Raw genomic sequence first — 19,606 nt, 5'->3', positions numbered from 1 at the left:
CGGGCGGCGGTTGTCGCCGGGGCGCTGGCCGGGGGTGAGGCGGGTGAGGCACGCGGTGGGGGGGTGGGGGCCCCGCTGGTGGGGGTCGCCTTCCGCCTGTACACGGAGGTGGCCACCCAGTGGGGGCCCACCTCGGCAGGACCCCGCACCTCCAGCCGGACCGCGTCCTCGAAGGCCGCGTCCGCCACGTACGTGAGCTCCGTGTGTTCCAGGCGCCGGCTCCTCGGCCCGCCCTCCTCGTACGTGACGGCCTGCCAGCCGGGGCCGGAGGTCCGCCCGCTGCGCGTGGCCCAGCGGTACTCCAGGACGACCGGGGTGCGCTCCACCTCGACCGTGGCCGTGAAGGCCGGGGCGTACTCGGCGGGCGGCGGGCAACTGCCCGCGTACGAGGAGCGCACGGTGTCCACGTACACCGAGACGTGCTGCCCCACGGGGGCCGGGGCGGACGCCGACGCCGGGAGCGACGGCGCCGCCGAAGGGGTCGTGGTGACGCTCCGGGCGGTGGTGGCCGGGGCCGTCGGGGCACCGCCGTTCCCGCCGCCCCTCCCACCGGTGTTCTCGCGGTCCTTGAGCAGCAGCCACCCCACCGCGGCCAGGGCCAGCAGCATCAGCACGATCCCGACCGTCAGCACCAGCCCGGCGCGGTCCTCGCGCGCCGCCGGCGGCGGCGTCCCGTACGGCGGCGTCCCGTACGGCGACGCGCGCGCGGGCCGCGCCGCCGGCGGCTGCGCCACCCCGGGCCCGTGGACCGCCGCGGCCGTCGGCGCGTCCGGACCCGACACCGGCCCGCCGGAGGCCCGTACGGCCCCGCCCGCGCCCACCACCCGCAGCATCCGGGCCGCCTCCGCCGCGGGCAGCCGCTCGGCCGGGTCCTTGCGCAGCAGTCCCTCCAGTACGGGCTCCAGCGCCCCGGCCCGGCGCGGCGGCGGCAACTCCGCGTCCACCACGGCCCGCAAGGTGTCCAGCGGGGTGGCCTGCCGGAAGGGCGAGACCCCCTCGACGGCGGCGTAGAGCATGACCCCGAGCGACCACAGGTCCGACGCGGGACCGGGATCGCGCCCCAACGCCCGCTCCGGCGCCACGAATTCGGGGGAGCCGACCACCTCGCCCGTCATGGTGATCGCCGAGGAGCCCTCCAGGGTCGCGATCCCGAAGTCGCCGAGCACCACCCGGCCGTCGTTGGCGATCAGTACGTTGGCCGGCTTCACGTCCCGGTGCAGGACCCCCGAGTCGTGCGCGGAGCACAGTGCGGCGAGCACCTGCTCCCCGATGTGCGCGGCGCGCCGAGGGGGCATCGGACCCTCGGCCTCCAGCACGTCGGCCAGCGAGAGCCCGCGCACCAGCTCCATCACGATCCAGGGCCGGCCGTCCTCGGTGGCCACGTCGTAGACGGTGACGACCCCGCGGTGCGAGACCCGGGCCGCCGCCCAGGCCTCCCGCTCCAGCCGCCGGTACAGCCGCTCCAGTTCGGCCGGCTCCAGTCCGGCCGGCGCCCGCACCTCCTTGACGGCGACGTCGCGGGCGAGCACCTCGTCCCGGGCCCGCCAGACGATGCCCATGCCGCCGCGGCCGATCGGTTCGAGCAGCCGGTAGCGGCCCGAGATGACACGATCGGAGTTCGATTGGTCACTCACGCGCGCCCCCGAGTGTGCTCCAGTGCGCCCCGGTGTCACCGGGCGATCACTCCAAGTTAGCGCAGTGTGGGCCAAGTGGCCCCTGTCGTGACGGGACTCGCGCGAGGGCCTTTCGCAGCGTGACGTCTGTGCGGAGAGTAATCGCCGACTCCGCTGAGTAATCGTCAACTCCCCGTCGCCACAGGGGTAATTCACACCACCGGGATACCCGGGGGCGACGCGGGGGCGATAGGGTTAACCTGCCCGGGCCGGGTGCCCTCGTACGGGTGGGGAGAGATCATGGAACAGATAGCAATGCGCAGCAGGCCGCCTCGCGTGCCTGCCATCACCTGCGGCAGCAGTGCGACCAGCTCGCGCCTCGACCGCCACCTCGCCGTGCTGGGCGGTCCCGCCGTCCCGCACCGGGAGACCGCCGAGGCGACGCTGCTGATGCGCGAGCTCACCTCCCGCGACCACACGCACCGCCTGCGGAGCCGGAGCGCGCGCGTCTCGCTCTTCGCGCCGCTGCGCCGCCTGCGTCGCACGCTCTTCGGCAGCCGCCGCTCGTAACCGTCCCCGTAGCGCAGCCGTCGGCCCTTCGGCCTCCGGCTTCCCGGCCCTACCCGATCACACCGTCCCGGCGCAGTTCCGAGATCTGTGCGTCCGCCATCCCCAGGGCGCGCAGCAGGGACTCGGTGTGCTCGCCCAGCGCAGGCACCGCACCCATGTGCGGTGCCGCGCCGCCCGGCAGTCCGATCGGCGGCAGCAGGGCCCGTAGCGGGCCGGCCGGCGATTCCACCTCCCGCCAGCGGTCCCGGGCCGCGAGTTGCGGATGCCCGGCCAGCTGGGCCACCGAGTTCAGCCGCGCGCACGCGATCCCCGCCGCCTCCAGCCGCCCGATCGCCTCGTCCGCGCCGAGCCGGCCCAGCGCCTCCGCCACCACCGCGTCGGTCTTCTCCCGGTTCCCGGTGCGCGCCGTGTTCGTCGCGTACGCCGGATCCTCGGCCAACTCCGGCCGTTCCAGGACCTGCTCGGCCAGTCGGCGCCATTCGCGGTCGTTCTGCACCGACAGCAGCACCCGGTCCCCGTCGGCCGTCGGATAGGCGTCGTAGGGCGCGATCACCGCGTGCGCGAGGCCGGTGCGCACGGGCTGCTGTCCGCCGTGCATCGTGTGGTGCAGCGGGTGACCCATCCATTCGGCGAGCGCGTCGAGCATCGACACCTCCACCCTGCCTCCGCGCCCGGTGACCCCGCGGCGCAGCAGGGCCGCCAGGACCCCCGAGAAGGCGTACATGGCCGCGGCGATGTCCGCCGCCGGGATCCCCGCCTTGACCGGCTGCTCGGGGGTGCCGGTCACCGACACCAGGCCCGCCTCGCACTGCACGAGCATGTCGTAGGCGCGCTTGTGGGCGTACGGGCCCTCGGCGCCGTAGCCGGAGACGTCCACGGCGACCAGCCGCGGGTAACGCGCGCACAGCGCGGCCGAGTCGAGCCCGAGCCGGGCGGCGGCTCCCTGCGCGAGGTTCTGCACGAAGACGTCCGCCCCGGCCAGCAGTGCGTGCAGGACCTCCCGGCCGCGCGGGTCCTTCAGGTCGAGCGCGATCGACTCCTTGCCGCGGTTGGCCCAGACGAAGTGCGAGGCGAGGCCGTGTGCGGCCGTGTCGTAGGCGCGGGCGAAGTCGCCGCCGTCGGGGCGCTCGACCTTGATCACCCGGGCGCCGAGGTCGGCGAGCTGGCGGGTGGCGAAGGGGGCCGAGACGGCCTGTTCGACGGCGACGACGGTGATGCCGTCCAGGGGGAGCGGTTCGGTAGCCATGGGCCCTGCCTACCTGGTCGGAGGGCTGCTGTCACCACACCGGCGGCGATGCGCGCCATTGATCACATATGACGACCGCTGCCCGGCGCTGTCGGCGCCGGCGGTGCTGCCGCCGCTACCGGGCGCCGCGGGCGAACCGGCGCGTGGCCAGCGGGACGAACAGCGCCAGCAGGAGCACCGACCACAGCAGGGACCCGGCCACGGGGTGCGCGGCGGGCCAGGCGGCGCCCGCCGCGGCCTCGCCCCCGGCGTTCCCGCACAGCTCGCGCACGGCGGTGGCGACGGCGCTGATCGGGTTCCACTCCGCCACCGCCCGCAGCCACCCGGGCAGCCCCGCGGTCGGCAGGTACGCGCTGGAGAGCATCGGCAGGACGAAGGTGGCGCTGCCGAGCTGGCCGGCCGCCTCCTCGCTGCTGCTCAGGAGGCCGAGGTAGGTGCCCACCCAGGCGGTGGCGAAGCGGAACAGCAGCAGGACGCCCAGGGCCCCCAGCGCGCCGGGCAGCCCGTTCTCGATGCGCCAGCCCATCGCCAGCCCCACCAGCATCAGCGGCACCATCGACGCGCCGGTCGTCAGCAGGTCGGCGGCCGTCTGTCCGAGCGGTACGGCGGTGCGGCTCATCGGCAGGGTCCGGAAGCGGTCCATCACCCCGCGGTGGGCGTCCTGCGCGGCCGTGAACGTGCCGGTCATCAGCCCGTTCGCGGCGGTGGCGGCGAGCAGTCCGGGGACCAGGAACTCCCGGTACTCGGCGCCCGGCATGGCGAGCGCGCTGCCGAAGACGTAGCCGAAGAACAGCAGCATGGTGATCGGCATGGTCTGGGTCAGGACCAGCAGCGCGGGGGCGTGCCGGGCCTTCTGGAGCTGACGGGTGAGGACGGCTCCGCCGTCGGACAGCAGGGTGCTCATGCGGCGTACTCCTGGTCGGCGTCGGCGTCGGCGTCGGCGTCGGGGGTGGGGGTGGGGGCAGGGGCAGGGGCAGGGGTGGTGCGGGCCCCGGTGAGGCGCAGGAACACCTCGTCGAGGGTGGGCGGGCGCAGGCTCGCGTCCGTCACCGGGACGCCGGCGGTGTCGAGTTCCCGGATGATCCGCGGCAGGGTGAGGCCGCCGTCGAGGACGGTGACGCCGACGGTCAGCCGCTCCTCGTCGAGCACGGGCCGGCCGCCGGTGAGCCGGTCGAGTACGGCGGCGGCGCGCCCGACCGCTGCGCGCGCCGCGACGGTCACCTCGGCGTGGGCGCCGATCCGGGCCTTGAGCAGGGCCGGAGTGCCGGTGGCGGCGACCCGTCCGCCGTCGACGACCACGATCTCGTCGGCGAGCCGGTCGGCCTCCTCCAGGTACTGGGTGGTGAGCAGCACCGTGGTGCCCCCTTCGGCCAGGGCCCGTACCGCCGTCCAGATCTGTTCGCGGGCCGCCGGGTCCAGGCCGGTGGTGGGCTCGTCGAGGAACAGCACGCGGGGGCGGGTGATCAGACCGGCGGCCAGGTCGAGGCGCCGCTTCATGCCGCCGGACCAGCTGCCGGCCACCCGGTCGGCGGCTTCGCCGAGCCCGAACCGCTCCAGCAGCTCGTCGGCGCGGGCCCGGCCCGCGGCGCCGCGCAGCCCGGCCAGCCTGGCGAAGAGCCGGAGGTTCTCACGGCCGGTCAGGTCCCCGTCGACGGAGGCGTACTGGCCGGTGACGCCGATGGCGCGGCGTACGGCGGCGGGATCCCGGGTGACGTCGTGACCGGCGACGAGGGCGCGGCCGCCGGTGGGTGCGGTGAGCGTGGTGAGGATCCGCACGGCGGTGGTCTTGCCCGCGCCGTTGGGGCCGAGGAGGCCGCAGACCGTGCCCTCGGGGACGGCGAGGTCGAGGCCGCGCAGGGCGCGGATCTCCCCGTAGCTCTTCTCCAGACCCTCACTAAGTACAGCGTACGTAGTAGTCATGTGCGCCACCGTACCGCACTACGTACGGCGTACGTAACTAAGATGGTGGCGAGACGACGAGGTGATCTGAGCCATGACAGCCGGCGGGCGACCCGCAGAACCCGAAGTGATCTGGTCCCGCCCCCGGCGGGCCGGCCGCGGACCCAGGCCCGCGCACAGCCGCGAGTCGATCGCGTCCGAGGCGGTGCGGATCGCCGACGAGGAGGGGATCGAAGCCGTCTCCATGCGGCGCGTGGCGGCCGGGATCGGCGCCGGGACGATGTCCCTCTACAACTACGTGCCGCGCAAGGAGGACCTGTACGAGCTGATGGTCGACGCGGTCAGCGGGGAGTACGAGCTCCCGCCGCCCACCGGTGACTGGCGGGCCGATCTGCTCGCGCTGGCCCGCCGGACGCGGGCGCTGATGCACCGCCACCCGTGGCTGCCGCGCCTGCTGAGCCCCGTGTACGGCTTCGGCCCGAACGCCCTGCGCTACCTGGAGTACAGCCTGGACTGCCTCGTTCCGCTCGACGTGCCGGACGGCGAGAAGCTGGAACTCGTCGCCGCCGTCAACGGCGCCGCCGCGACTTTCGTGGCCAGCGAGCTGGCGCTGGCCGAGCGGGCCCGCTCGCTGCCCTGGAGCGAGGCGGAGGAGCAGCGCGTACGGACGGCCTGGCTCGGCTCCCGGCTGGCCACCGGGGAGTACCCGCGGCTGGCGGCGGCCCTCGCCGGCGGCGGGCCGGTCCCGGGCGCCGGGCTCGACATGGCCGAGGTCTTCGACCGCTCGATGTCCCGGCTCCTGGGGGCCTGGGAGGCGTAGAGGGAGCGGGGAGGCGTGGTGGCGCGGCGGGGAGGGCGGGCCCGCGTCGGGCCGGCACCGCCAAGGGCCCTCAGAGGAGCGCGAACTGCCCGCCGGGACCCTCCTCCTGGTGGTCCAGCACCGAAGCCGGGCGCCGGGCCCAGGCCGGTGGCGGCAGCACCCCGGCCGCGCGCAGGGCCGCGGCCGGCAGTCCCGGCCCGGGTTCGAACGCCGCCCGCTCCGCGGACAGTTCGGCCAGCAGTGCCAAGGTGGTCACCAGGGCCAGCAGTTCCGAGGTCCAGCTCTGCGGCCACTCGGCGGGCCCCAGCGCCGCCAGACCGTCGGCTTCCGGGCCGCGGTGCGCGGTACGGGCGGCGAACCAGGCCGGAAGCACCCGTACGCCCTGCGCCTCGTACTCCCAGGCCCCGGCCGGCACCGGGGACACCGTCCCGCCCCCCAGGCTCAGCGTCTCGCTCCCGGCGTCGTACGCGAGCTCGCGCGGCCAGCCCGTGACCGCCGAGCGGACGTAGGGGCGCCGGCCGCCCGGCAGCCGGGGCGGCTCACCGCCGCGCACCCCGCGCACCTGCACGGTGAGCAGCCGGTGGCCCAGCTCCAGCCCGGCCCGCCAGTGCGCGGGGTCGGCGGCGAGCGGGACCTCGTACCCGCGCGGGCCCGGTCGGCCCGCCGCGAGGATCCAGCACAGGACGTCCTCGGGGGTGACCCGGCCGCCCTGGCGCGCGCCCAGCAGGGGCAGCAGGCCGGGGGCGAGATTGGGCTCGGCGCCGCCGGGGCGCCGGTGCAGGGGCCGGATCCGGCCGAGGCGGCCGACCGGGAGGTGCGCGGTGACCAGCGGATCCGGGGTCCCGACGAGGAACAGCTGGTGATCGTCCCGGACCCGCCAGAGCTCGGGGCGGGCCACGTCGATCAGCCGCTGGTCCGGCAGCAGCCACTGCTCGTCGAAGGGCTCGCGGAGCACCCGTACGGGGTCGGGGCAGGGGCCGGGGGCGTCGGCGAAGCGGGCCGTGGCCGCCGAGCGCTGCCCCGGCAGCGCGGCCGCTCCGGCGTCGGGCCTGCGGCTGCGGCTCGGGCGGAACAGCCGTTCCCGCTCGGCCCCTTCGGAGCCGGTCAGGGCGGCCCAGCGGGCGCGCAGGGCCGCCGGATCGGGTGCGGCCACCCAGTCCCGGCCCAGGCGCAGGCCGCCCACGGCCCAGGGCATCAGATCCTCAAGCAGCGGTACGTCTTCGCTCACGCCGCCGATGGTAGCGACGGGATCCGATGGCCGGGCTGCGTCCAGGCCGAAGAGCTACGCTCCTTATATACGTATAAGTACGGTATCGACCGAGGAGGCGGTCATGAGCCAGTACGACGAATACACGACCCCGTCGCAGGCCGAGGGCGAGCGCCTCGACGAGGACATGGACGAGGCGCAGCGCAAGCAGCGGCACCCCCAGACGATGCGGACCACGCCGTCCCAGGCGGAGGGCGAACGCAGCAGGGAGGACGACGAGAAGTAGCCGCGCGGTCGGGCGGCGGTCGGGCAGCGGTCGGGCAGCGGTCGGGCAGCGCGGTGCGCGGTCAGTACGCGGTCGGTGCGGGTTCGGGAGTGCGGCGCGCGGTCAGTGCGCGTCGACCGTCACGGTGAAGGAGAACCGGTCGCCGCGGTAGCGGATCCGGGCCACGTCCACCACCCGCCCGTCCTCGTCGTAGGTGACGCCCGTGTAGTGCAGGATCGGGCTCAGCAGCGGGACCTGGAGCAGCTCGGCCGTCTCCGGGTCCGCGAGGCGCGCCTCCACCGTGTCCGTGATCCGGCTGATGCGCACCCCCACGATGTCCCGCAGGACCTTCGTCATCGGCCAGCGTTCGAGATCGGCGAGGTCCACCGCCTCGGCGAACTCCGGGAGGACCGCGTTCTCCGCCCAGTTGGTCGGCTCGCCGCTCTCCCGGTCGTGGCGCAGCCTTCGGTACGTGACCACCTCGGGCGTCTCCGGGAAGTGCTCCAGCAGCTCCCCGGACACGGCCGTCCGGCCGTGCCCGAGGACCGTCGTCCGGTCGCCCGACTGCTGGGCCACGATCGCGTCGACCGAGCCCAGCAGCCGGACCGGTGTGCTGCGCAGCGCGCCCGGCTCGATGAAGGTGCCGCGCCGCCGGTGCCGGCTGATCAGGCCCTCGCCCTCCAGCTCCTTGAGCGCCTGCCGCATGGTCAGCACGCTCACCCCGTAGTGCCCGGCGAGCTGCTCCTCGGTGGGCAGGCGCAGCGAGGCGTCCGGGGTGCGTCCCAGTATCGAGGCGCGCAGTGACTGCGACACCTGATACCAGAGAGGCAGCTTCCGGTTCAGGACCAGCGAGTCGGGGGCGAAGGCGGTCACGGGTGGATCTCCGAACGGCTGGACAGGGGTGACGTGCTGCGCATGCAGGGTATGCAGTGCAGGTCAGGCGCGGAAGTGGCGCTGCAGACCCTGCCACACGTCGTCGTAGCCGCGCTGCAGGTGGTCCGCACCGGCCGCCTGCGCGGTGGCGGTGATCGGCCAGCGGGTCTCGAACATGAAGGCCAGACCGTCGTCGATCTTCTGCGGCTTCAGCTCGGCGGCACTGGCGCGGTCGAAGGTCTCGTGGTCGGGGCCGTGCGCGGACATCATGTTGTGGAGCGACCCGCCGCCGGGGACGAAGCCCTCGGCCTTGGCGTCGTAGGCGCCCTCGATGAGGCCCATGTACTCGCTCATCACGTTGCGGTGGAAGTAGGGCGGACGGAAGGTGTCCTCGCCGACCAGCCAGCGCGGGGCGAAGACCACGAAGTCCACGCCCGCCAGCCCCGGGGTGTCGGAGGGCGAGGTCAGGACCGTGAAGATCGACGGGTCCGGGTGGTCGTAGCTGATGGAACCCAGGACGTTGAAGCGGCGCATGTCGTACACGTACGGGACGTGGCTGCCGTGCCAGGCGACCACGTCGAGCGGGGAGTGCTCGTAGGTGGCGGACCAGAGGTTGCCGCAGAACTTGTTGATCACCTCGGTCGGGCGCTCGATGTCCTCGTACGCGGCCACGGGGGCCTGGAAGTCCCGTGCGGCGGCGAGGCCGTTGGCGCCGATCGGGCCCAGGTTCGGCAGCTCGAAGGGCTGGCCGTAGTTCTCGCAGACGTAGCCGCGGGCGTCGGCGTCCAGCAGCTCGACGCGGAAGCGGACGCCGCGGGGGACGATGGCCATGTCGCCCGGGCGGGCGGCGAGCAGCCCCAGCTCGGTGCGCAGGAGCAGTCCACCGCGCTCGGGGACGATCAGCAGCTCGCCGTCGGAGTCGCTGAAGACCCGGTCGGTCATGTCGGCGTTGGCGGCGTAGAGGTGGATGGCCATGCCGGCGCGCTGGGCGGCGTCGCCGTTGCCGCCGAGGGTCCACAGGCCGGACAGGAAGTCGGTGCCGGCGGCCGGGTCGGGCAGCGGGTTCCAGCGGAGCCGGTTGGGGTCCGGTACGGCCTCGGTGAAGGGGGCGGAGCGCAGGGCCCCGTTGTCGATCCGGGTGAAGGGCGGGTGCGCGGCCGAGGGGCGGATCCGGTAGAGCCACGAGCGGCGGTTGTGGGTGCGGGGCTCGGTGAAGGCGCTGCCGCTGAGCTGCTCGGCGTAGAGGCCGAGGGGGGCGCGCTGCGGCGAGTTCCGGCCGATCGGCAGTGCGCCGGGGACGGCCTCCGAGCTGTGCTCGTTGCCGAAGCCGGTGAGGTACTCCAGTGCCTCTGCCGTCTTCCTGGCCTGCTCGCTCATGTGCTGCTCCCGCTCCGTCGAAGGAATCCTATGGGTGACAGTAGGATTCCGCGGCCCGCACGTCAACGGCGGATCGGCGGTCGGCCGGGGGACGGGTGCGGGAGGGTGCGCGGTGGCCGGACGCGAACGCGGATTCGGTCGAGGGGGATCCCAAAAGATGAACAATGCTCTACTCTCACGCGCATGTCGTGGACCCGCAGGTTCCCTGCCGTGCCGGCGGCGCTCCTCGCCGCCCTCCTCGCTCTCGTGTCCCTCCTCGTCGCCGCGCCCGTCGCCGTCGCGCACGAGGAGCGCCCCGTCACCCTCCCCGACGGCTCCGGATCGGTACCCGAGTACCGCAGCGCGGAGCCCGACCTGATCGTCTGCAAGACCGACCGGCCCGCCTTCGAACGCCGGATATCCGCCTTCCCCGAAGAGCTCAGGCAGCGCAACCTCGCCCTCTACGAGCGGTGCGAGAAGAGCGGCTACCGGCACCTCCAGGAGGCCGTCGACGCCGTCGACCGGCCCGGAATGAACATCGCGATCCTCCCCGGCCTGTACGAGGAGGAGCCCTCGCTCCCCAAACCGACGGGGGAGTGCGCCGCGCTGAAGGCCCCCGAGTCCTCGCTCGGCTACCAGATCCTGACCTACGAGCAGCAGGTGCAGTGCCGGCACAACCAGAACCTCGTCGCGATCCTCGGCAAGACGAACCTGCAGATCGAGGGCACGGGCGCGTCACGGCTCGACGTGGTCGTCGACGCCAAGTACCAGAAGCTGAACGCCATCCGCGCGGACAAGTCCAATGGCATCTACTTCCGCAACTTCACCGCCCAGCGCACCACCTTCAACTCGCTGTACGTGCTGGCGGGCGACGGCTTCGTCATCGACGACGTGCTGACCCGCTGGAACGACGAGTACGGCTTCCTGACCTTCGCCAGCGATCACGGGCTCTACAAGAACTGCGAGTCGTACGGGAACGGCGACTCCGGCATCTACCCGGGCAGCGCCTCGAACATCAACGACGGCCGCGGCTACGAGGTCCCCCGCTACTCCATCGAGATCACCGGCTGCCGCAGCCACCACAACATGGTCGGGTACTCCGGCACCGCGGGCGACTCGGTGTGGGTGCACGACAACGAGTTCGACCAGAACATGGGCGGCGCCTCGATGGACAGCGCCTTCCCGGGGCACCCCGGGCTCCCCCAGAACCACGCCAAATTCGAGCGGAACCTGATCCACGACAACAACCAGGACTACTACGGCCACGTCGCCGACGGCACCTGCGCCAAGCCGCCGATCGAGCGCGGCTACGAGCGCGGCGTCGTCTGCCCGCAGATCTCCATGCCCCCGGGAACCGGCATCATCACCGCGGGCGGCAACTGGAACCTCTACGAGGGCAACTGGGTGTACGGACACCGGCGCGCGGGCTTCTTCCTCAGCGCGGTCCCCGCCTTCATCCGCGGCGAGGAGGCGTGGTCGAAGCAGACGGACACCTCCCACCACAACCGGTACGCCGGGAACGTCATGGGCAAGGACAGGTCCGGCGCCGCCCGCCCCAACGGCATGGACGTGTGGTGGGACGGCCAGGGCCGCGGCAACTGCTGGCAGGACGGACCCGACGGCTCCACCCCGGGCACGGTCCCGCAGTGCGGTGACCGCCGGGGCGCGGTCTCGGGGGCGTCGGCGCGGCTGGTCGGCGAACCGGTCAAGCTGGTCCAACTCCTCGTCTGCGCGGACTACAACGTCCAGGCGCGCAAACTCCCGGCCGGCTGCGACTGGTACGGCGCGCGCGGCCCGGAACGCGTGGAGACCCAGCTCGCGCTCGCCGTGTCCGCGGTGCTGCTGCTGGTCGGCGGGGTCCTGTGGTGGCGCCGGCTGCGCCGATCGCGCCTGGGCACGGCAGCTTCGCTGGCCGGACTGGCGGGCCTGGCCCTGGACGTGGCCGGCTCCACGACGGCCCTGACCGCCACCTTCGTCCCGGCGATCGCCCTCCTGCTGCTCGGCCTGTGGTGGACGGGCGTCGGCCTGGTCCTGCGCACCAGCCGCCCCTGGCTGGCCCGCCTGACGCTGCTGCTGGCCGGGCTCACCCTGCTGGACGCCTTCGACAAGGCGGTCCTGATGATCCCCTGGACCCCCCTGAGCCCCGCCTGGGTCCGCGCCCTGATCGCCGTGATCTGGGTCCTGTGGGCGGTGGTGGCCTCGGCCCGCCCGGGCACCCCGGCCCACCCGTCCGGCCCGGGCGACGACCCCGCGGGCGACCGCGCCCCGGTTCCTGCGGGCCCCGCCCCGGTGCTGCGCGCGGCGGCCCCCGAGCCCCCGGCGGCCCCCGAGCCCCCGGCGAACCGGGACCCCGCGCCGTGACCCCCGCCCAGGCCGCGCCGACCGCAGGAGGCCAGCCGTGACCGACCGGCCCGACGACTGCCCCGACCACCACCCGGACCACCGGCCCGACGACCGGCCCGAGGACGCCAACCGGTGCGACGTCTGCGGTACGCCGCCCCGCGCGGCCCGCGGGCTCCGCCGAACCGCCCGCGCCGCGGCCCTGCTCGCCCTCTCTCTGCTCCTCGCGGGCGGCGCGGCGACGGGCTGCGGCGGGCGGGCCACCACCCACCACAAGCCCGGCACCAGCCACGAACAGGCCTCCGGCAGTGTGGGCACCCTGCTCACCGCCACCGACGCCACCGGCCACCGGCTCCGCGAGGTCCCGACCGGGGGCGCGCCGGAGGTCCAGCTGACCGTCCGGCCGGACTCCGAGGACGGCTGGAACCTCCAACTGGCGGTGCAGAACTACCGCTTCACCCCCGACAGCACCGGAGGCGCCGCCCTCCCGGGCGCGGGCCACGCCCACCTGGAGCTCGACGGCCGCAAGCTGGCCCGGCTGTACGGCCCCTGGTTCCACCTGCCCGCGGCGCAGGTCCCCGAGGGCGCGCACACCCTGACCGTCCGCCTGTACGCGGACGACCACACCGCCTGGGCGGTGTCGGGCAAGCCGGTCGAGGGCACGGCCCAGCTCACCGCCACCGCCGCGGGCCAGCCGGGCGGACACGGTCACGGCGAGGCCCCGAGCCCGAAACCGGCGCCGGAGCAGGCCGACCGCACGGTCACCATCACCGTCCGGGACGGCAAGGTCAGCCCCGCCCCCGCCCGCACCGAGCTGCGGCGCGGGGAGCGAGTGGCCCTGCGCGTCACCAGCGACCGCGCGGACACCTTGCACGTCCACGGCTACGACAAGGAACTCGCCCTGCCGGCAGGCCAGGAGGCCACCCTGATCCTGACGGCCGACCGCACGGGCCTCTTCGAGGTCGAGACCCACGAGTCCAGCCTCGTCCTGACCCAACTCCTCGTCCGATGAACCGACCCCGACCCCGGCCCGCGTCCGGGCCCGTGTCCCGGCCCGCACCCGGGCTCGTGTCCGGGCCGGCGTCCGGATCCGGATCCGAACCCGTGCCCGTGCCTGGGCCCGGGTCCGAGCCTTGGCGTGCACCCGCCCCCGCACCCGCCCCCGCACCCGCCCCCGCACCCGCACCCGGGTCCGAGCCCTGGTCCGCACCCGCACCCGTACCGGCATCCGCATCCGCATCCGCCCCCGGCGTTCCGCCGGCGTTCCCGCCCGTCGCCCCGGTCCGGGTGCCCGGACTCGGGCCGGGGGCCGGGCGGCCGCACCGCATCGTCGGCGCGGCACTGCCGTGGGCGGGCCGGTGGTGAGCCCCCTCGCGCCGGGCCTCGCCCCGGGCGCCGGCGAGGGTGGCCATGGCCGGGGCGTGGTCCTGCACCCGGCCGATCCGCTCACCTCGCTCGCGCACGGGATCGGGTCCCAGCACGATCTGCCGATCTCTCCCTTCTACGCCTTCGCCGGTGCCTTCGCCGCGCTGTTCGTCTCCTTCCTCGCGCTCGGCCTGCTCTGGTCCACCTCCCGCTTCCGCGGGGAGCGCTCGGGCCTCGCCCTGCCCGCCGCCCTTCAGCGGGTGGCCGACGCGCCCGCCACCCGAACCGTCCTGCGCGGACTGGGACTCGCCTTCGCCTCAGCCGTCCTGCTCCACCTCCTCCTCGGTCCCGACGACCCCGCGTTCAACCCCGCTCCCGGCGCCGTCTACGTCCTCCTCTGGGTCGGACTCGTCCCCGCCTCCCTCCTCCTCGGCCCCGTCTGGCGGCTGCTCAACCCGCTCCGCACCCTGCACCGCCTGCTCTCCCGGATCCCGCTCCGCCGCGGCCCCGGCCGCCCCCTTCCCGCCCGGCTCGGCCAGTGGCCCGCCGCCGCAGGGCTGTTCGGCTTCACCTGGCTCGAACTCGTCGCTCCCGATCCCGCATCCACCACCACCCTCCTGATTGCCATCACCGCCTACGCCACCGCCCAACTGCTGCTCGCCGCCCGCTTCGGCGAGCGCTGGTTCGACGACGGCGACGCCTTCGAGGCGTACTCAGCCCTCTTCGCCCGGCTCTCCCCCCTCGGCCGTCGTAGCGACGGCCGCCTCGTTCTCCGTAACCCCTTCCACGGACTCGACGCGACACCCGAGCGGCCCGGACTCGTCGCCACCGTCTGCGCCCTGCTCGGATCCACCGCCTACGACGGCTTCTCCGACAACCCGTCGTGGATCAATACCCTGCAGACCTCCTCCCTCGGCCGCACCCCCACGGCCACCCTTGGACTCCTCGGTTCCATCGCCCTCGTCGCCACCCTCTACTGCCTCTGCGCCGCGGCCACCCGCCTCGTCAGCGGCCCGCACCCCGGCCCGCTGACCGCCTTCGCGCACTCACTCGTGCCGATCGCGCTCGGCTATCTCATCGCCCACTACTTCTCCCTCCTGGTAGTCGAAGGACCACGCACAGTAATCATGGCACTCGGCACTGACAACGCCCCAGAACCCTTGCCGCCACTGGGTCCCGGCGGCCTCGCCGCCCTCCAGGTCATCGCCGTCGTCACCGGTCACGTGCTCGGCGTCGTCGCGGCCCACGACCGTTCCGTACGCCTCTTCCCGCCCGCCAGGGCGGTGGCCGGCCAGCTGCCGCTGCTGGCGCTGATGATCACTTACACCATCGGGGGGATCGGACTTCTGCTGAACTGAACCGAGGCCCCCGCCGAACCGCGAAGCGAGGAGCGGCATGATGGACCCCGTGCCTCCCGCCCACTCCCTGCGCCGTACGCCCATCCAGCAGCGCAGCGCCGACCGGCTCGCCCGGATCCTCGACGCCTGCGCCGAGCTGCTGGACGAGACCGGGTACGAGAACCTCAGCACCCGCGCCGTCGCCCTGCGCGCGGGCGTGCCGATCGGCTCCGTCTACCGCTTCTTCGGCAACAAGCGGGCCATGGCCATTGCCCTCGCCCACCGCAATCTGGACCGTTACGTCGACGGCATCGCGGTCCGGCTCGCCGACCTCCCGGCCACCCACTGGCGGCCCGTCGTGGACGCGGTACTGGACGAGTACCTCGCCATGAAGCGCAGTGTGCCCGGCTTCGCGCTCGTCGACTTCGGCGTGCCGGCGCCGCCGGCCGAGGGGCCGGAGGCGGACCCCAACCACCAGGTCGCCGCCCGCCTGACCGAACTGCTCTCCGCGCACCTCGGGCTGACCCCCGACGCCACCCTGGAGCGGGCCGTCCTCGTCGCCGTCGAGGCCACCGACGCACTCATACAGCTCGCCTTCCGGGCAGACCCGGCCGGGGATCCCGGCATCGTCGCCGAGACCCGCGCGATGATGCACGCCTATCTCGCGCGCGTGCTGGACTGAGCCACTTCCCTTCCGGCTGCCGCTGCCGGGCGGGCTCCCGGGCGCCCTGACCCACTCGGTCCCGCACACCCCTCCCCTCCATGCGTACCGGTCGGTATCCTCAGTGCACCCGCGTGCCCGTGCCGCAGACCGCCGCCCCAGGAGGGCCCATGTCCCGCACCGCCCTGCGCATCTGTCCGCTCTGCGAAGCCACCTGCGGCCTCACCCTCACCCTCGCGGACGGCGTGGTCACCGGCGCCCGCGGCGACCGCGAGGACGTCTTCAGCCGCGGCTTCATCTGTCCCAAGGGAGCCGCCTTCGGGGCGCTGGACTCCGACCCCGACCGGTTGCGCGGCCCCCTCGTCCGCCGCGACGGCCGACTGCGCGAGGCGACCTGGGAGGAGGCCTTCGACGCCATCGCGGCCGCCGTTCCCCCGCTGGTCCGGGAGTACGGGGCCCAGTCGGCCGGCGTCGTGCTCGGCAACCCGAACGTCCACACCATGGCCGGAGCCCTCTACCCGCCGCTGCTCCTCAAGGCCCTCGGTACCCGCAACCTCTTCACCGCCAGCACGCTCGACCAGATGCCCAAGCACGTCTCCAGCGGTCTGCTCTTCGGCGACCCCTTCGCCATCCCGGTCCCCGACCTCGACCGGACCGACTTCCTGCTGCTCCTGGGCGCGAACCCGGTCGAGTCCAACGGCTCCCTGTGCACCGCGCCCGACTTCCCGGGCCGGCTCAAGGCCCTGCGGGCCCGTGGCGGCACCCTGGTCGTCGTCGACCCGCGCCGGACGCGCACCGCCGCGCTCGCCGACCGCCACCTCGCACCGCGCCCCGGCAGCGACGCCCTGCTGCTCGCCGCACTCGCGCACACCCTGATCGAGGAGAAGCTCGCCGCCCCCGGGGCACTGGAGGAACACAGCGAGGGCATCGGGGAACTCGGCGCCGCGCTCGGGAGTTTCACTCCTGAGGCCGTCGCACCCGCATGCGACCTCAGGGCCGACGAGATCCGCACCCTCGCACGCGAGCTCGCGGCCGCGCCCACGGCCGCCGTCTATGCGCGGATCGGCAGCTGCACCGTCGAGTTCGGCACGCTCGCGAGCTGGCTGGTCGACGTACTGAACATCCTCACCGGCAACCTCGACCGGCCGGGCGGAGCCCTCTTCCCGCTCTCCGCGACGGCCCCCGCGGTCCGGCCCGCGGGCCCGGGCAAGGGATTCGTGCTCGGCCGCTGGTCGAGCCGGGTGGCCGGCCACCCCGAGGTCAAGGGCGAGTTGCCCATGGCCGCGCTCGCCGAGGAGATCGAGACCCCCGGGGACGGGCGGATCCGGGTCCTGCTCGCCATCGCCGCCAACCCGGTCCTGTCCGCACCCGACGGCGACCGGCTTGACCGGGCACTGGCCGGCCTCGACTTCATGGTCTCGGTCGACCCGTACCTGAACGAGACCTCACGCCACGCGCATGTCGTCCTGCCACCGCCGCCGCCCTCCCGGAGCGCGCACTTCGACTTCGCGTTCAACGGGTTCGCCGTGCGCAACCAGGCCCGCTACTCGCCCGCCGCCGTCCCGCTGGACGAGGGGAGCATGGACGAGTGCGAAATCCATGCGCGCCTGATCCTCGCCGCCTCCGGCCTGCACGGGGCTCCGCCGGAGGCCGTCGACGAGCGCGTCATCGCCGACAGTCTGGCCCGGGCCGTCACCGACCCCCGCTCGCCGTTCCACGGCGGCGACCCGCAGCAGCTCGGCCGGATGCTCACCGGCCGCACCGGACCCGAGCGGCGGCTCGACCTGATGCTGCGCACGGGCCCGTACGACCTGACCCTCGAAGATCTGCGGCAGGCCCCGCACGGCATCGACCTCGGCCCGCTGCGGCCCCGGCTCCCGGGGGTGCTGAAGACCCGCAGCGGCAGGATCGAGCTGCTCCCGGACCCGATCGCGGCCGAACTCCCCAGGCTGCGCGCGGCGCTCGCCGACCGCCCCGCCGCCCTGGTGCTCGTGGGCCGCCGCCATCTGCGGTCCAACAACAGCTGGTTGCACAACGTCCCGGCCCTCACCGGAGGTTCCAACCGCTGCACCCTCCAGGTCCATCCGCAGGACGCGGACCGGCTGGGGCTCGTCCACGGAGGACGGGCCAGGGTCACCGCCGACGGCGGGAGCCTGGAGGTGCCCGTCGAGGTCACCGACAGCGTCCGCAGCGGGGTGGTGAGCCTCCCGCACGGCTGGGGCCACGATCGCGCCGGTTCTCGGCTCTCGGTGGCCGCCGCGGTGCCCGGCGCCAACGTCAACCAGCTGCTCGACGGCTCCCGCCTGGACCGGCTGTCCGGCACGGCGGTGCTCAACGGCTTCCCCGTCGAGCTCACACCCCTGTCCTGAGCTGGGGTTTTGCTCGTATTGCTCACGCCCGGACGTCTTGTTGGCGCAATGAGGAGGCACCTACCTTCCCCACATGCTGACCTTCCTCGGCTTTGCCATGATCGCGACCTTCCTGGTCCTGATCATGATGAAGAAAATGTCGCCCATCGCGGCGCTCGTCCTCATCCCCGCACTCTTCTGCGTGTTCGCAGGCAAGGGAGCGCACCTCGGCGACTACGTCATCGATGGTGTCGGCAAGCTCGCTCCGACCGCGGCCATGCTGATGTTCGCCATCGTCTACTTCGGCGTGATGATCGACGTCGGCCTCTTCGACCCGATCGTCCGCGGCATCCTGCGCTTCTGCAAGGCGGACCCGATGCGGGTGGTGGTCGGTACCGCCGTCCTCGCCGCGATCGTCTCGCTCGACGGCGACGGATCGACCACCTTCATGATCACCGTCTCGGCCATGTACCCGCTCTACAAGCGGCTCGGTCTGAGCCTGGTGGTCATGACGGGCGTGGCGGCCACGGCCAACGGCGTCATGAACACCCTTCCCTGGGGCGGTCCCACCGCCCGTGCCGCCACCGCCCTCAAGCTCGACGCCGCCGACATCTTCGTCCCGATGATCCCGGCGCTCGCGGTGGGTCTGCTCTTCGTGTTCATCCTGGCGTACGTCCTCGGCGTGAAGGAGCGCCGCCGGGTCGGCATGCTGACGCTGCCCGGCGGGGCGGAGCGGGCGGCCGCGGTGGAGGAGCTGGTTCCGGCCGCCCCCGGCGCGGTCACCGCGCTCACTTCCGCCGAGGGCCCCGCGGGCTCCACGGCCTCCACCGTCTCCGCGGGCTCCACGGCCTCCACCGCCTCCGCCGGCTCCACGGCCTCCACCGGCACTGCCGGATCCACCGCGTCCAGCACCTCCGCCGCGGGTCCGGCCGCCGGCGACGGCCACGAAAGTGGCGACGCCCCCGCCCCCGAGGAAGGCTTCCAGGGCCTGGATCCGCAGCGTCCCACCCTGCGCCCGCGCCTGTACTGGTTCAATGCCGGCCTGACCGTCGCCCTCCTCACCGCGATGATCATGGAGCTGCTGCCCATCCCGGTGCTGTTCCTGCTCGGTGCCGCCCTCGCCCTCACCGTCAACTTCCCGCACATGCCCGACCAGAAGGCCCGGATCGCAGCCCACGCCGACAACGTCCTGAACGTCGCCGGAATGGTCTTCGCCGCCGCCGTCTTCACCGGGGTCCTCACCGGCACCGGCATGGTCAAGCACATGGCCGACTGGCTCGTCGGCGCCATCCCCGAGGGCATGGGCCCGCACATGGCCCTGGTCACCGGCCTGCTCAGCCTGCCGCTCACCTACTTCATGTCCAACGACGGCTTCTACTTCGGTGTCCTGCCCGTCCTGGCGGAGGCCGGCGCCGCCCACGGGGTCTCCCCGCTCGAGATCGCCCGCGCCTCCCTCGTCGGCCAGGCGCTGCACATGTCGAGCCCGCTGGTTCCGGCCGTCTACGTCCTCGTCGGCATGGCCAGGGTGGAGTTCGGCGACCACACCCGATTCACCGTGAAATGGGCGGCCCTGACCTCCCTCGTGGTCCTCGCGGCAGGGATGCTTTTCGGCATCATCTGACGTCCGGTTCCCCTGGCCGAGAAAAACTACCGACGCTAGTTTGTAGGGTGTTCGCGAGGTCGGTCGGATACACGCGCTCGTGCGT

Annotated in this window: 16 protein-coding genes; 9 read left to right on the top strand and 7 right to left on the bottom strand. The window is 73.8% G+C overall.

Features of this window, described 5'->3' with window-relative positions:
* The coding region (locus tag ACWGE1_RS23030) for a protein kinase domain-containing protein (protein ID WP_453422361.1) at window positions 1-1,634 on the bottom strand (1,634 nt) is incomplete at its 3' end.
* Window positions 1,635-1,913: 279 nt separating this feature from the next.
* Between ACWGE1_RS23030 and ACWGE1_RS23025 the strand changes: the two genes are divergently transcribed.
* Window positions 1,914-2,183, top strand: a complete 270-nt coding sequence (locus ACWGE1_RS23025; RefSeq protein WP_076046471.1) for a hypothetical protein — start codon at window positions 1,914-1,916, stop codon at window positions 2,181-2,183.
* A gap of 49 nt (window positions 2,184-2,232) precedes the next feature.
* Here ACWGE1_RS23025 and ACWGE1_RS23020 read toward each other — a convergent pair whose 3' ends face one another.
* From ACWGE1_RS23020 to ACWGE1_RS23010, 3 genes are all read right to left on the bottom strand, one after another.
* Window positions 2,233-3,429 (bottom strand): CaiB/BaiF CoA transferase family protein, encoded by a 1,197-nt coding sequence (locus ACWGE1_RS23020; RefSeq protein ID WP_453422360.1) that lies wholly within the window; start codon window positions 3,427-3,429, stop codon window positions 2,233-2,235.
* A 115-nt stretch (window positions 3,430-3,544) separates the two neighbouring features.
* Window positions 3,545-4,333, bottom strand: a complete 789-nt coding sequence (locus ACWGE1_RS23015) for an ABC transporter permease (RefSeq protein WP_453422359.1) — start codon at window positions 4,331-4,333, stop codon at window positions 3,545-3,547.
* Window positions 4,330-5,349: an ATP-binding cassette domain-containing protein gene (locus ACWGE1_RS23010; protein ID WP_453422358.1), complete on the bottom strand. Its 1,020-nt coding sequence runs from the start codon at window positions 5,347-5,349 to the stop codon at window positions 4,330-4,332. The genes ACWGE1_RS23015 and ACWGE1_RS23010 overlap by 4 nt, the downstream gene beginning before the upstream one ends.
* Before the next feature lie 73 nt (window positions 5,350-5,422).
* Between ACWGE1_RS23010 and ACWGE1_RS23005 the strand changes: the two genes are divergently transcribed.
* Entirely contained in the window at window positions 5,423-6,148 is a 726-nt protein-coding gene (locus tag ACWGE1_RS23005) for a TetR/AcrR family transcriptional regulator C-terminal domain-containing protein (protein ID WP_453422357.1), read from the top strand.
* Window positions 6,149-6,218: 70 nt separating this feature from the next.
* Here the strand turns inward: ACWGE1_RS23005 and ACWGE1_RS23000 are convergent, their stop codons facing one another.
* A complete protein-coding gene (locus tag ACWGE1_RS23000) occupies window positions 6,219-7,343 on the bottom strand; it encodes a type ISP restriction/modification enzyme (RefSeq protein WP_453422366.1) in 1,125 nt (374 codons plus the stop codon).
* A gap of 136 nt (window positions 7,344-7,479) precedes the next feature.
* Here ACWGE1_RS23000 and ACWGE1_RS22995 point away from each other — a divergent pair, with 136 nt between their 5' ends.
* Window positions 7,480-7,641 (top strand): hypothetical protein, encoded by a 162-nt coding sequence (locus ACWGE1_RS22995; protein ID WP_453422356.1) that lies wholly within the window; start codon window positions 7,480-7,482, stop codon window positions 7,639-7,641.
* 102 nt (window positions 7,642-7,743) lie between these two features.
* On the opposite strand, the gene ACWGE1_RS22990 is transcribed toward ACWGE1_RS22995, so the two are convergent.
* Together ACWGE1_RS22990 and hmgA are read right to left on the bottom strand one after the other, a co-directional pair.
* On the bottom strand, window positions 7,744-8,493 hold the full coding sequence (locus ACWGE1_RS22990) for a GntR family transcriptional regulator (RefSeq protein ID WP_453422355.1): 750 nt from the start codon (window positions 8,491-8,493) through the stop codon (window positions 7,744-7,746).
* 63 nt (window positions 8,494-8,556) lie between these two features.
* Complete coding sequence (gene hmgA, locus ACWGE1_RS22985) at window positions 8,557-9,870, bottom strand: homogentisate 1,2-dioxygenase (protein ID WP_453422354.1); 1,314 nt, start codon at window positions 9,868-9,870, stop codon at window positions 8,557-8,559.
* A 183-nt stretch (window positions 9,871-10,053) separates the two neighbouring features.
* On the opposite strand from hmgA, the gene ACWGE1_RS22980 reads away from it, so the two are divergent.
* The 6 genes from ACWGE1_RS22980 to ACWGE1_RS22955 all read left to right on the top strand — a co-directional run bounded on the left by ACWGE1_RS22980 (window position 10,054) and on the right by ACWGE1_RS22955 (window position 19,521).
* Window positions 10,054-12,210 carry a right-handed parallel beta-helix repeat-containing protein gene (locus ACWGE1_RS22980; protein ID WP_453422353.1) on the top strand — a complete coding sequence of 719 codons (2,157 nt, stop codon included), beginning with the start codon at window positions 10,054-10,056 and terminating at the stop codon, window positions 12,208-12,210.
* A 181-nt stretch (window positions 12,211-12,391) separates the two neighbouring features.
* On the top strand, window positions 12,392-13,201 hold the full coding sequence (locus ACWGE1_RS22975; protein ID WP_453422365.1) for a hypothetical protein: 810 nt from the start codon (window positions 12,392-12,394) through the stop codon (window positions 13,199-13,201).
* Window positions 13,202-13,610: 409 nt separating this feature from the next.
* Entirely contained in the window at window positions 13,611-14,912 is a 1,302-nt protein-coding gene (locus ACWGE1_RS22970) for a hypothetical protein (protein WP_453422364.1), read from the top strand.
* 40 nt (window positions 14,913-14,952) lie between these two features.
* Complete coding sequence (locus tag ACWGE1_RS22965; RefSeq protein ID WP_453422363.1) at window positions 14,953-15,573, top strand: TetR/AcrR family transcriptional regulator; 621 nt, start codon at window positions 14,953-14,955, stop codon at window positions 15,571-15,573.
* 149 nt (window positions 15,574-15,722) lie between these two features.
* A complete protein-coding gene (locus tag ACWGE1_RS22960; RefSeq protein WP_453422352.1) occupies window positions 15,723-17,921 on the top strand; it encodes a molybdopterin-dependent oxidoreductase in 2,199 nt (732 codons plus the stop codon).
* A 73-nt stretch (window positions 17,922-17,994) separates the two neighbouring features.
* On the top strand, window positions 17,995-19,521 hold the full coding sequence (locus ACWGE1_RS22955) for a citrate:proton symporter (protein ID WP_453422351.1): 1,527 nt from the start codon (window positions 17,995-17,997) through the stop codon (window positions 19,519-19,521).
* Window positions 19,522-19,606 lie beyond the last annotated feature (85 nt).

The organism is Streptomyces sp. NPDC054932, assembly GCF_053610205.1.
Note: the sequence above shows the minus strand (reverse complement) of the source record. Positions and strands in the feature narration are given on the sequence as shown.